The organism is Sphingomonas sp. LR55, assembly GCF_036856015.1.
Classification (GTDB): domain Bacteria; phylum Pseudomonadota; class Alphaproteobacteria; order Sphingomonadales; family Sphingomonadaceae; genus Sphingomonas.
The window spans coordinates 1,011,571-1,024,966 of record NZ_JASPFO010000001.1; the positions used below are offsets into that span (position 1 = coordinate 1,011,571).

The 13,396-nt window shown below is 65.8% G+C and carries 7 protein-coding genes and 3 pseudogenes; 5 read left to right on the forward strand and 5 right to left on the reverse strand.

Annotated features, from left to right (window positions below):
- Positions 1-298 precede the first annotated feature (298 nt).
- The 5 genes and pseudogenes from QP181_RS04900 to QP181_RS04920 all read left to right on the forward strand — a co-directional run.
- Positions 299-742 (forward strand): annotated as a pseudogene (locus QP181_RS04900) (TonB-dependent receptor plug domain-containing protein); the annotation flags it as partial.
- 97 nt (positions 743-839) lie between these two features.
- On the forward strand, positions 840-2,963 hold the full coding sequence (locus QP181_RS04905) for a TonB-dependent receptor (RefSeq protein WP_333929553.1): 2,124 nt from the start codon (positions 840-842) through the stop codon (positions 2,961-2,963).
- The gene (locus QP181_RS04910) at positions 2,963-4,237 is read left to right on the forward strand and encodes a histidine-type phosphatase (RefSeq protein WP_333927818.1); all 1,275 of its coding nucleotides are present in this window, start codon (positions 2,963-2,965) and stop codon (positions 4,235-4,237) included. The genes QP181_RS04905 and QP181_RS04910 overlap by 1 nt, the downstream gene beginning before the upstream one ends.
- 208 nt (positions 4,238-4,445) lie before the next feature.
- Entirely contained in the window at positions 4,446-6,149 is a 1,704-nt protein-coding gene (locus QP181_RS04915) for a catalase (RefSeq protein ID WP_333927819.1), read from the forward strand.
- Between the two features lie 66 nt (positions 6,150-6,215).
- Positions 6,216-6,800 carry an ankyrin repeat domain-containing protein gene (locus QP181_RS04920; protein ID WP_443027517.1) on the forward strand — a complete coding sequence of 195 codons (585 nt, stop codon included), beginning with the start codon at positions 6,216-6,218 and terminating at the stop codon, positions 6,798-6,800.
- A gap of 80 nt (positions 6,801-6,880) precedes the next feature.
- On the opposite strand, the gene QP181_RS04925 is transcribed toward QP181_RS04920, so the two are convergent.
- From QP181_RS04925 to QP181_RS04945, 5 genes and pseudogenes are all read right to left on the reverse strand, one after another.
- Entirely contained in the window at positions 6,881-7,624 is a 744-nt protein-coding gene (locus QP181_RS04925; protein WP_333927820.1) for a glutathione S-transferase family protein, read from the reverse strand.
- 263 nt (positions 7,625-7,887) lie between these two features.
- Positions 7,888-9,495, reverse strand: a complete 1,608-nt coding sequence (locus QP181_RS04930; RefSeq protein WP_333927821.1) for a TonB-dependent receptor plug domain-containing protein — start codon at positions 9,493-9,495, stop codon at positions 7,888-7,890.
- Positions 9,496-10,076: 581 nt separating this feature from the next.
- Positions 10,077-10,592: pseudogene (locus tag QP181_RS04935) on the reverse strand (TonB-dependent receptor plug domain-containing protein); the annotation flags it as partial.
- Positions 10,593-11,246: 654 nt separating this feature from the next.
- The gene (locus QP181_RS04940; protein WP_333927822.1) at positions 11,247-12,698 is read right to left on the reverse strand and encodes an NAD-dependent succinate-semialdehyde dehydrogenase; all 1,452 of its coding nucleotides are present in this window, start codon (positions 12,696-12,698) and stop codon (positions 11,247-11,249) included.
- 180 nt (positions 12,699-12,878) lie between these two features.
- Positions 12,879-13,351 (reverse strand): annotated as a pseudogene (locus QP181_RS04945) (nuclear transport factor 2 family protein).
- Between the last annotated feature and the right edge of the window lie 45 nt (positions 13,352-13,396).

Below are 13,396 nucleotides of genomic sequence, written 5' to 3' on the forward strand. Positions count from 1 at the left end.
GATCGATCCTCGCCCGTCGAGGAGGTGCGGCATCATCGCCGCCTTCCTTGGGGGGATGAACACCGTGATCACCAATCGCCGGCGTCTGCGCCGATCGTTCGTGTTGGGCGCCGCCGTTGCCGCGCTGTCGACCGCCTTTCTCGCCACCGCCGCGACCGCGCAGGCGCGCGTGACGCTGCATCTCGCAGCCCAACCGCTCGGCAAGGCGCTCGAAGCGCTCGCCCGCCAGAGCGGCACCGACATCCTGTTCATGCCCGCCGCGGTCGCCGGGATGACCGCCCCCGCGCTCAACGGTACGATGGCCCCGCAGGCTGCGGTCGAGCGCCTGATTAGCGGCACGCGGCTCACCGTGCGTCGCGAAGCCAACGGTGCGCTGCTCGTGTCGAGTGCGGTCGTCGGCACCGCGCCGCAGACGGTGGCGACCGAAGCCCCTCAGACCGACACCGCCGATATCGTCGTCACCGGCTATGCCAGCAGCCTGACCACCGCGCTCGCGCAGAAGCGCAAGGCGACCAACGTCATCGACGTCGTCAAGGCCGAGGACATCGGCAAGTTCCCTGCGCAGAACATCGCCGAGGCGCTCCAGCGCGTCCCCGGCGTCTCGATCGTCCGCGATCGCGGCGAGGGCGTGTTCGTCCGGATCCGCGGGCTCGGCGCCAATTTCCAGGTGGTGACGCTCAACGACCGCTCGGTCGCGGTGAACGAGAACGTCCGCGACAGCGGCCAGAGCGGTCGCCAGTTCCGCTTCGACACGCTCCCGTCCGAGCTGATGTCCGCGGTCGAGGTGATTAAGAGCCCGCGCGAGTCTCGACGAAGGCGGCATCGGCGGTACCATCAACCTGCGCACCTTCCGCCCGCTCGACCTCAAGAAGCCTGTGCTGTCGCTGTCTGCCACCGCCAGTTCGCCGCGGCTTGCCGATACGGTCGACCCGCGCCTGTCCGGCATGGCGAGCTGGGCGAGCCCCGACGGCAAGATCGGCGCGCTGATCGCCGCCGTCTATGACGAACGCACCACCCGTCAGGACCGCATCACCGGCGTCGGCTGGGCGGACGGCAAGATCGATACCGACGGCAACGGCTCGCTCGACAGCGAGACGATCCTGATCCCGACCGCGATCCGTCCGACGCTCGAGCAGGAGAAGCGCGATCGGATCGGTCTCAACGGCGCGGTGCAGTGGAAGCCCGACGACCGGTTCGAGCTGAACGTCGACGGGCTGTGGAGCCGGCTGAACGTCGCCTATGATGAGCTGACCTATTCGGCGGCGGATGGCGCCGGCCTGCCGCGCGGGATCGTACCGGGCAGCGCGGTGATCGAGAACGGCGTGCTGACCGGCGCGACGACGACCGCCTCGACCACGCAGATCGGTCGCGAGACGTCCGTGCTGCAATATAAGAACTGGTTGGTCGGCACGAACGCACGCTGGCAGGCGAACGGCTGGACGATCGCTGCGGATGGCAGCATCGGTCAGGCCTATTCGAATACGCCGGAGCCGATCTATCGCACCCGCCTGCTCGGGATGGTCGGCGCGACGATTTTCGACTTCGGCAAGGCGGGCGACCGGCTGCCCAATGTCACGCTGCTGAACGCCGATCTGTCGAACCCGGCGCTGTTGCCCGGACGGCGGATCGAATACCGCGTCAACGACTCCAAGGACCGCGAACGCGCCGCCAAGCTCGACATCACGCGTGACCTCACCGGCGTCTTCAGCGCGCTGCATGCCGGCGCAAAATACCAGAAGCGGACGCGCGCCTATAATCGCCGCGACATCAACTTCACCAGCGGCATCACCGGCAAGTATTTCGACGCAAGTTATTTCGTGCCGTTCCCGGTCGACGACTTCCTCGACGGTGCCAAGGGCGATCTGCCGACGACCTGGGCGATACCGGAGCCAGCCAAGTTCCTCGCCGCCGCCACCGGCAAGGAAGCGTTGCTCGCCGCCCCGCTCGCGCGCGGCGATCTGCGCAACAGCTATGCGATCGGCGAGGAGATCCTCGCGGGCTACGGGATGGCCGACTTCGCGTTCCCGATCGGCGGCATCGCGGTGCGCGGCGACGTCGGCGTGCGCTATGCCCGGACGCGCCAGACCTCGTCGGGCTATGCCGACGACGGCAAGGTCGCGTTGCCGGTCAGCTACGAGAAGACCTACGACAATTTCCTCCCCTCGCTCAATCTGGTCGCCGAGTTCACCCCCAAATTGCAGATGCGCTTCGCCGCCTCGAAGGTGATCACCCGGCCGTCGCTCGCCGATCTGGCCCCGCGCCTGACGATCAATTCGAGCCCGACCGTCCTCACCGCGGTCGGCGGCAACCCCGAATTGAAGCCGTTCGAGGCGTGGCAATATGACGGCACGGTCGAATGGTATTTCGCGCCGGGCAGCGCGCTGGTCGGCGGCGTGTTCTACAAGGACATCACCACCTTCGTGTTCCAGCAGACGCGCGACTTCGTCCTCGATGGCCAGACCTATCGCCTGACCGCGCCCAAGAATGGCGGCGACGCCTATGTCGCAGGGATCGAGGTCGCCTATCAGCAGCTTTTCAAGATGCTCCCCGCGCCGTTCGATGGTCTCGGCGCGCAGGCGAACTACACGCACACCGCGACTGGCGGCACCTATGCGCTGGCGACCGGCGGTACGTTCCGCGATGCGCTGGTCGACGTCGCCAAGGACAGCTTCAACCTGACGGCGTTCTACGAGAAGGCGCGCGTTAGTGCGCGCGTCAGCTATAGCTGGCGCGGCAACGTGCTGCGCGATGTCGGCGGAGCCGGGCTGGCGGCGAACAACGATAGCGCGTTCGGCAGCCTCGATTTCGACATGTCGTACAAGGTCACGCCGAACGTCACCTTCGTCGTGCAGGGCATGAACGTCGCCGGCGGCGTCCAGTGGCAATATGTCCGCGACAACCAGTTCGCGGGCTACACGGATTACGGCCGCACGTTCACCGCCGGCGTCCGGGCGAAGTTCTGATGCGGGTCGCACCGCTCGCAGCCGGCTTCGCACTGGTCGTCTCGACCATGGCGGGGGCGGTTGCGGCGCAGACCACACCGCCGCCCCAGGACAAGCTCGAGCGCGTCGTCATCGTCATGCGCCACGGCGTTCGCAGCGCGATGTCGAGCCCGGAAGACCTCGGCCGCTACAGTCGCCGGGCGTGGCCGCGGTTCGCGGTGCCGCCGGGTTATCTGACCGCCAACGGCGCAACACTCGTGACGATGCTCGGCGGCTGGTACCGCGCGCATTACCGCCAGCTCGGGCTGCTCAACGCAAACGACTGCGCAGTCTATTATTGGGCGAACCACACGCAGCGGACCGAGGCGACCACCACCGCGCTCGCCGCCGGCCTGACGCCGGGATGTGCAACGACGATCTCCCAGTCCGCTGCGGCCCCCGATCCGCTGTTCGAGGCACCGCTGACACCGCTCGCGCCACTCGACCCGCAGCGGATGCTGGCGGCGATATCCGCGCGGGTCGATGGCAATCTCGCCGCATGGGACGCGCGGCAGGCCCCCGATCGCGATCGGTTCGAGGCGCTGTTGCTGCAATGTCGCCGCATCCCCTGCTCGGCGGTCGAGCGGACCAAGGTGCAGCGCCGCTTAAACGACACGCCCGTCGCGATGCGGATCGACGATGGCAAACCGGACCTGACATCCCCCAGCCTGCAAGTCGCCGGGATCGCTGAGAGCCTGGTGATGGCCTATGCTGACGGGCTCGCCTTCCCCGGATGGCGCGGGATCGATGCGGCGACGATCGGCAAGGCGCTCGTCGTGCACGGCGCCGGCATCGACCTGCGCACCCGCACCCCGGAGGTCGGACGCCAGACCAGCAGCTACCTCGCGATGCGGCTACTCGCCACGCTCCAGCGCGGTGCCGGCGCGACCGCGCTCGCCGATCCGATCGGCGAGGCAGAGAAGATCGTCGTCCTCAGCGGACACGACGGCACCGTGACGATGCTCGCCGGAATGCTCGGCCTGAACTGGAAACTGCGCGACTATGGCAAGGGCGAAGCCGCACCCGGTGGCGGGCTCGTGTTCGAGGTCTGGCGTCTCGCCACGACCGGCCAGCAGGTCGTCCGTATCAACTATGTCGCACAACGGCTCGACCAGATGCGATACCGCACGCCGCTGTCGATCGACGCACCGCCCGAGCTGGCCGCATTGTCCATCGCCGGTTGCGCCGACCCCTGTTCATTGCCACGTTTTACGACGCACCTGCTCGGCACGGTGTCGGCCGACCCGCAACATTGACGGCGCGCGAGACCCGGGGCGCCGGTGCTTCTGCCGCCCTCAAGAATAACCGCTGATAACGCCTCCGGAACGGCCGATCGAAGGACTCGATCGCTGTCATGGATATTCCCCGTTTCGAAAGCGGGCATCGTTCGACCAGGGACCGCGGCTCGCCGCACGTTCCGTGCGGGCACGCGTCCATAGACGCGAGCACAGACAAAGGGTCCCGATGAAGAACTTGAACAGCCGTCAGGCGATGGCGGCGATGCTGCTCGTCGCAGCCTCGCCCAGCGCCCTCATCCAGCCGGTTGCCGCGCAGACGGTGACGCCAGCCGACACGCAGGCCGAGACCCGCATGACCACCGCGGCCGCGCCGGTCAGCGCCGGCAAGCCCGCGCTCGCGCAAGCGGGCGTCGCAGGAACGGTCGATGCGAAGGGCGATGCAGGCAGCGCCTCGACCCTGCAGATGACCCGGGACAATGGTGCGCCGATCGGCGAGAACCGTAACTCGAAGGCAGCCGGCGATCTTGGTCCGGTGCTGCTCGAAGACACCACGCTGATCGAGAAGCTCGCCCGGTTCGACCGCGAGCGTGAGCCCGAACGCGTTGTCCACGCGCGCGGCACCGGCGCGCACGGCGTGTTCACCGCGACCGCCGATATCTCCAACATCACCAGCGCATCGCTGTTCGCGAACGGCAAGCAGACGCCTGTGTTCGTCCGCTTCTCGACCGTGATCCACCCGTCGGGCAGCCCCGAGGGCATGCGCGACCCACGCGGCTTCGCGACCAAGTTCTACACCGACCAGGGTAACTGGGACCTCGTCGGGAATAACCTGCCGATCTTCTTCATCCGCGACGCGATCCAGTTTCCGGACATGATCCATTCGCTGAAGCCATCGCCGGTGACGAACAAGCAGGACCCCAACCGCTTCTTCGACTTCTTCTCGGCCACGCCCGAGGCGACCAACATGCTCGCCCACGTCTATTCGAACCTCGGCACGCCCGCGTCCTACCGGACGATGGACGGCAACGGCGTCCACGCGTTCAAGCTGGTCAATGCAAAGGGCGAAACCGTGTTCGCCAAGTTCCGCTGGATCAGCCGCCAGGGCGTGAAGAACCTTAACGGCGCACAGGTCGCGACCGCGTCGTGGAACTACCTCACCGACGATCTCTACGGTGAAATTGCCAAGGGTGATTACCCGACCTGGGACCTGATGGTGCAGACGATGAAGCCATCCGAGTTCGCCAAGCTCGACTACAACCCGTTCGACGACACCAAGGAGTGGCTGGGCGTGCCGTTCCGCAAGATCGGCGAGATGACGCTCAACAAGGTGCCTACCAACTTCTTCGAGTTCACCGAGCAGTCGGCGTTCGCGCCCGCCAACATGGTGCCGGGGATCGAGGCGTCGCCCGACCGCATGCTTCAGGGCCGGCTGTTCTCCTATTCGGATACGCAGCGTCACCGCATAGGCGCCAACGTCATGCAGTTGCCCGTAAACCGGCCGCTCGCCAGCGTCGTCAACAACAACCAGGACGGTCAGCTCGATCACGCCACGCGGACCTCGGACGTCAATTATTTCCCGGCAGCAACCGCCGCGAAGTCGACCGACGCCCGCTACCGCGCCTCGACCTACGCGGTCGATGCGACGGTCGACGCCAAGCCGATCGCTAAGACCAACAACTTCGCGCAGGCGGGCGAGTTCTACCGCGCACTGAAGCCGCAGGACCGGACCGACCTCGTCACCAACCTGGCGGGCGACCTGAACGTCGTCACGTCGGCGCGGACGAAGACGATCATGGTCAGCTATTTCTACCAGGCGGATCAGGACTTCGGCACGCGCCTCGCGACCGCGGTCAACGTGCCGATGGCGGACGTGTCGCGCGCTGTCGCAGAGTACCGCACCGCCAACCCGGCGCAGACCGCGCGCCGCTAAAAGCGGGCAGGGGGCGCGGCGTGATCCGTGCCCCCTCCATTTTGCTTTCGAGAAACGAGACTGACGATGCTGATATTCTTCGCGGCGCTCGCCGCCGCTGCGGCCCCGCAAGCCGCGCCCGCCAACCGCCCAGCCGCGCCTCAGGGCGTCGCGCCTCAGGTCGTCGCGCCATCGCCCGAACGCCGCCAGCAATTGCTGTTCGATGCGGCCCGGCTCGGTCGAACCGACATGATCGATCCGTTGCTCAAGTCTGGTGCGGACATCAACGCGTATGACGATCGCGGATTCACGCCGTTGATTCTGGCCGCGTATAACGGGCAGGCGGCGACCGTCGACGCGCTGATCGCCAAGGGGGCGAACGCATGCCGCCCGGACCGCGATCAGGGCAACACCGCGCAGATGGGCGTCGCCTTCAAGGGCGAGGACGCGATCGCGGCGCGGCTGTTGAAGGCGGGATGCGACGTCAACACGCGCAACAATGCCGGGCAGACCGCGCTGATGATGGCCTCGCTCTTCAACCGCACGCGGCAGGTCGACATGCTCCTCGCGGCGGGCGCGGACCGCACGATCCAGGACGCTGCAGGTCGATCCGCAAGCTCGATCGCCGCCGATCAGGGCAATGCGCCGATGGCCGTGCGGGTGAAGCGCTAGGGCGCCCTCATTCCGAACCGCCCCTATTCCTACCGCACGTGCCGGCCGTCGGCACGTGCGGTCCGCCGACCGCACGTTGATTAGCGACGATCGTCGAGTTCCGGCACGCCGCTGCTCCGATCCGCATAGGCGGCGAGGAACGTCGGCCGGCGCTGCCAACGCTGCCAGAACGCATCGATATGCTCATACCGTTCGTCGAGCGGCATCGCGTTCACCTTGAACTTCGAGAACGCGATCGCGGTCGCCAGCGTGATATCCGAGAACGTGGGTGCGTCACCCCCGAGCAACCACTCGCGGCCGTCGGCCAGATGCCGGTCCACCAGCGCAGTATGCGCCAGCGCCTCCTTGCGGCAATGCTCGCCCCACGCGGCGTTGGCGGTCAGTTCGAGCTTGGGGCCGAGACCCTGGTGCAGGACGTGGAACGCGGTCGTGATGCGGTAGAGGATATGGACCCAGATCCGATTGTCCCACATAGTGTCGAGACCCTGGTCTTCCGGTGTCTCGCCCATGATCCGCCGACCCGGAAACGCTTGGTCGAGATAGCGCACGACCGCCGCGGTCTCCGAGATGAAGCTGCCGTCCGCCAGCTCAAGCGTCGGCGTCTCGCCCCAGGGGTTCATCTTCAGATGCTTCCACTGCCGCTGCTCGCCGACCGGGGACATGTCGTAGACGGTTTCGTCGAACCGGTCGGCGATGCCCTTCTCGTGCAGGAAGATGCGCAGACGCTGCGGGTTGGGGAACGCGGAGGGCGACGTGAACAGGCGAAGCTTCGCGGGCGTGTTTGATTGGGTCGTCGCGGTCGTCGGGGGCAGCTGGTCAGTCATCGTTTCTTCCCTACCAAGTGATCGGTAGCGAGTTAAATGTCCGCATACCACGCTCGCGTCAATGCCTATCTACCACGTGGTTGGTATGGTGAATGCCTAGTGCGAACCATGCGGTCAGGTCCTTGCCGGCCTGATGGCGATCTGTGAGCAGTCCGATCCGCTCAGCCACAGCAGAAACGGTAAGGCGGAGCACGCCGCAAAGCATGCTCCGCCAAGAAAGACCGGATTGGCCAAAAAGGGCGCATCCCGCGCCCCTGTCCGGATCAGTATTTCACGCGCAGGCGGGTGTAATAAAAGCCGCCGTTGAACCCGAACGGTCCGCCGTTCCGCGCATAGACCTGACCGTCGGACGTGCCCCCGGTCAGCGGATAGATCTGCACCGTCGAATTCGCCGCAAGGCGATCGGGATGCTCGTCGGTAAAGTTCTGCGCCCCGATCGACAGCGTGAAATGCTCGGCGAAGATGTAGCTCAGTTCGAGATCGGTGGTGAACTTGTCGCCGAACCGTTGATTGGCGTACCCCTCCGCCGGCGTCGTCGCGGTAGCCGCCTTGGTGACGGTCACCCCGTAATCCTGCGCGCTGGTCCACGAGCTATAATAGTTTTCCCGCACGTTGAAGCTCAGATTGCCCAACGACCAGTTCGCGTTTGCCACCAGGCGATGTTTCGGCGCCAGGTTTTCGGCATCGATCCGTTGGGCAAGCCCGATCACCTGCTGGTCGAACGCTTTGAGCTTGGTGTTGTTGTAGTTATAGGCCAGCGAGAAGTTGAGCATCGCCCCGCTGAACTTGGTACGATAGGTACCGACGAAGTCGACGCCGCGCGTCTGCGTCTTGAAGCCGTTGGTGAAATACTGCACCTGGCCATCGACGCCGACCGCTTGCAGCGCTGGCTGCGCAGCGACCGCCGCCGCGTCAACGATGAACGGCGATGTCAGGCCGATCCGGTTGCGCAGATCGATCTGATAGCCGTCGATCGTGATCGTCATGCCGCGGACCGGCTCGAGGATGACGCCGACGCCATAGTTGGTCGATTTCTCCGGCGTCAGGGCCTCCGCGCCGTAATATTGCGCCGGTGCGCTGTCGACCGGATAGGTGCCCGCCTGGAACGCGTTGCCGTTGTTGAACGACGTCGTGACGATCGAGACGTTCGACTGACCCGGCGACGGCGCGTGGAAGCCGGTGCCGAAGCTGCCGCGGACCGAGAGGCCCTCGACGAGCTTGTACAGCGCGTTGACCTTGCCGACCCACGCGCTGCCGAAGGTGTTGTAATGCTCGTAGCGGCCAGCAGCGCCGACCGTCAGCGCATCGGTGAGATCGGTTTCGAGACCGACATAGGCGGCATAGGCCTTCTGGTCGAACTTGCCCGCGGTCGCCTCGCTGGTGCCGGCATAGCCGCTGGCGCCGACGCCTTGCGCCGCGGTCGTGCCCGAATCGACGTACACGCCCGGCGCGGTCTGCGTGTAGAGCTGCTGCGCGACGGCATAGGGACCGGCGGCATAGGATTGCAGGTCGCCCGCGGTCTGCTCGTAAGTCTCCTTGCGGAATTCGCCGCCTGCCGAAATCGTCAACGGCGCCGCCAATCCGACCTCGGCCGCATAGGTGAAGTCGGCGTTGAAGTTCACTTCCCGCTGGATCAGGTCCCCGAAGTCGAAGCTCGTCTGCGTCGCCGGCCCGTAGGAGAAGTTGGCGGAGTCATACATCGACAGCGACAGTTTGTTGCGCGCCAGCGTCCCCGACAGGTCGTAGCTGAAGTCGCCGCTGGTCCCCTTGTAGCCGAGCACGCCGTAGAGCTCCTGCGTCTTGCCGACGAAGCGCGGCGTGAAGCCGGCCGGATAGAGCTGGTTGAACTTGAAGGTGTTGCCGTCCCGCACGAAGCCACCCGCCTTGCAGGTCGCGCTGCCAGCGGGGCAGGGGTCAGGAAGAACGTGTTGTTGAACGCGCCATTGGCCCCCTGATTGCGCACGACGCCATTCGTGTCGACCGCGGTGCTGCTCACCGAAGCGCGATAGTTGAAGCTCTGGTTACCCTTGTTCTCGGCGTAGTTGCCGAAGAAATACAGCTTGCTGTCGGGCGTGACGTTGATCGCCGCATTGAGCACCGACTTGAACCCGTGCGACGGCGAATTGCCCCAGATCTGCACGGGCAGCGGGTAATTAGGCAGCTGCGACGCCAGTTCGGGGAAGTTCTGCGCGAAGTTCGCCGCCGACGGGCGGGTCCGGCCTCGGCTAGTCTGGCCCTCATCGACATATTCGCCGGTCGCGTTGATGAAGCCCCAATCGCCCTTGATGCCGGCATTGCCCGCGATCTGATAGCTTTCGCCGTCGCCCGCATAATATTGCCCGGTGCGTCCGACCAGTTCGATACCTTGGTCCTCGCGCAGCCCGTAGTTCAGCACGCCGGCGATCGCATCCGAGCCATATTGCGCGGTGGCGCCTTCGCGCAGCACCTGCAGGTTGCCGATCGCGAGCGACGGGATAGCCGAGATGTCGGGGCCCTGCGCACCGCGGCCGAGCCCGGTGTCGCTGCCGCCATAGACCTGCACCAGTGCCGAACGATTGTAGCGCTTGCCGTTCAGCATCACGAGCACCTGGTCGCCCGACAGACCGCGCAGCGACGGCGAGCGGACGAAGGTCGACGCGTCCGAGATCGAGTTCTGCCCGGCGTAGAACGACGGCACGATGTTCTTGAGCGCATCGATCATGTTCGCGGCGGGCTGCGTCGTCAGGTCGGCCGAACTGATGATGTCGACCGGCGAGGCCGAATTTGCCAGCGTCCGATCGGTGCGGCGCGTGCCCAGCACGAGAATGTCACCAGCGGGTTCGGCTTCGACCGGCGCGACGGCTTGCGGTGCCGTATCCTGCTCGGCTGCGGGGACGGCGTCCTGCGGCGGTGCGCGCTCCGAGGCATATGCCTGGGATCCGGATACCAATGCTACCGCCATGGCGACGGTTGAGGTCGTGTACTTCATTATCCTTAGCCCCCTTAAAAGTGGCTTTCAGGATCCTTCCCTAACGCGTCCTCGCTTTGGACCGCCGATTGCGCTCGGCGTGTTTGCAAGTGTCTTTATACTCGGTGCGACGGGCACGGCGCGGCAGCGCGCGGTGCGAGCCCCTCGGCCGAAACGGCAAACTGGGCACGGTCTCGCGAGACGGTCGTGCGGCGATGAACACTGGCGGCGTTGTCGGCATGGGTCGGTGGAACAGGGACGAGAGCCCTGATCGAACCACATGCGGACGGCATCGGGCTGGGAGGACGAACGGCAGACTGCAACGCAAACCTTCCTTCCCGGGCCAAGGCGACAACCGATGGTTCCCGATCGCATGGACCGGGAAACATTATTGCAACAATTCGCCATAGCGGGGCCGGTTTGACAATAGAAAATGCGGCAGAAGGCATTCCTTCTGCCGTTTTGTTGCATTTTTATCTCATGTGATGACGCGCGGGAGAGGCGCGTTTGAGCCTCACGAGCGACCTTGAAGACGCAAGTGCGCCGATCCGCCGACCTCCTTCGATCGCCGCCGAACGCGCGCAGAAACGCAGGGCTTTCCGTCCTGGAACGGAAAGCCCTGCGGCGTGATGTGCTACGGGATCATCAGGCCAGCGGCCGGACGACGTCTCCGGATCAGCTGATATGCACGGCCTTGGTGACGAGATGCGCGGCGATGCCCTCGGGACCGTCCTCGGATCCGTGCCCGCTTTCCTTCACCCCGCCAAACGGGCTGTCGGGATAGCTCAGCCGGACATTGTTGATCGCGATCATCCCCGCCTCGATCGCGTCGCCGAGCAGGTTCTGGCGACGGCCATTCTCGGTGAAGCAATAGGCCGCCAGACCGAACGGCAGGCGGTTGGCTTCGGCGATCGCCTCCTCGTCGGACCCAAAGCGGCTGAGCAAGGCGAGCGGGCCGAACGGCTCCTCGTTCATCGCGCGCGCCGATAGCGGAACGTCGCCCAGCACCGTCGGCTGGAAGAAGAACCCGCCTCCACCACCCCCGGCTCCACCACCATAGTCGCCGCCCGCCAGCAGTTTGGCACCGTGCCCGGTCGCGTCGCCGACCAGCTCGGCGATCGCATCGGGGCGGCGGGCATTGGCCATCGGGCCCATCTGGCTTGCCGCATCCATGCCGTCGCCGATCTTCAGCGTCCGCGTCCGCTCGGCAAAGCCCTTGGCGAACCGGTCGTAGATGCCGTCCTGGACGTGGAACCGCGTCGGCGCGACGCAGACCTGCCCGGCATTGCGAAACTTGTGCGCGACCAGCGTGTCGAGCGTCTTGTCGAGATCGCAATCGTCGAACACCAGCACCGGGCCATGCCCGCCAAGCTCCATCGTCGTCCGCATCATCGTGTCCGCCGCCAGCTTCATCAGCGCCTTGCCGACCGGCACCGACCCGGTGAAGCTCAGCTTCCGCGTGATCGGCGCGGCCAGCAGATGGCGCGACACCATGTCGGGTACGCCGAACACGCACTGCGCGACGTCGCCCGGCAACCCGGCATCCTGGAAGCAGCGCATGACCTCGACCGCGCTACCCGCGGTTTCCTCCGATGGCTTGATGATGATCGTGCACCCGGCCGCGACCGCGGGGGCGATCTTGCGCACGACGTTCATGATCGGGAAATTCCAGGCGCAGAACGCCGCGACCGGCCCGACCGGCTGGTGCAGGACCAGGCTGCGCGACCCCGATGGGCGCGGCAGGACGCGACCATAGATCCGCTGCGCCTCGGCCGCGTGAAAATCGAGCAGCGCTGCGGCGAACGCAACCTCGCCCTTCGCCTCGGCCTGGATCTTGCCCTGCTCCAGCGTCGCGATGCGCGCGATATGATCGCCGCGTTCGCGCAACAGCTGCGCGGTCCGTACCAGGATCGCCGCACGCTTTTCGGGCGGCGTCGCGCGCCAGGTGACGAACCCGCGCTGCGTCGCTTCGAGCGCGCGATCGAGGTCCGCGGCATTGGCGAGCGGCAACGCCGCCTGACCCGAACCAGTCGCGGGGTTGAGCACGTCGCGCGTGTCGCGACCGTCGCCGCTCAGCCATTCGCCGGCAATATACAGACCGAGCTTGGTATCATAGGCCGTCGTCATGAATCGTCTCCGTTGTGGCGTGAAGGTAGCTGAACGATGATGTCGTTTCTGGGATGTCGCTTCTGGACTGTCGCTGTTCTGGATGTCGTTGTCCCGGTGCGCCACGATAAGCCCCGCTGCGCGATCAAGAGATCGTGCGTGGCAATCGCCCGACCGGTCGAACGCAATCTCGCCCGCGGATCAGAGTCCCAGGTCTGAAAGGCCGGGGTGGTCCGCTGGCCGAACCCCGCGCGATCCCAATGAAACAGGCGTTCGTCCGGGGTGATCGCGACGTCGTTGATGCTCGCGTGCCGTTCGCGCATGAGCCCGTCCGCAGCGAATGCCCAGTTCTCGTTGCCATAGGACCGGAACCAGTTTCCTGCGTCGTCGTGCCACTCATAGGCGAAGCGCACCGCGATCCGGTCGTCGGTGAACGCCCATAGCTCCTTGATCAGGCGATAGTCCTGCTCGCGGGTCCATTTGTCGGCAAGGAACGCGGTGATCGCGTCGCGACCGGTGATGAACACGTCCCGGTTTCGCCATGCGCTGTCGGCTGTGTAGGCGCTGGCGACGCGTGACGGATCGCGGCCATTCCAGCCATCCTCGGCCGCCCGGACCTTCTGGGTCGCGGTTTCGGCGGTGAAGGGCGGTATTGGCAGGCGAAGGTTGGTCATGACGGTTCCAAACGAGTTCGTGTCCGGTGCCCGTTATATCCTGCT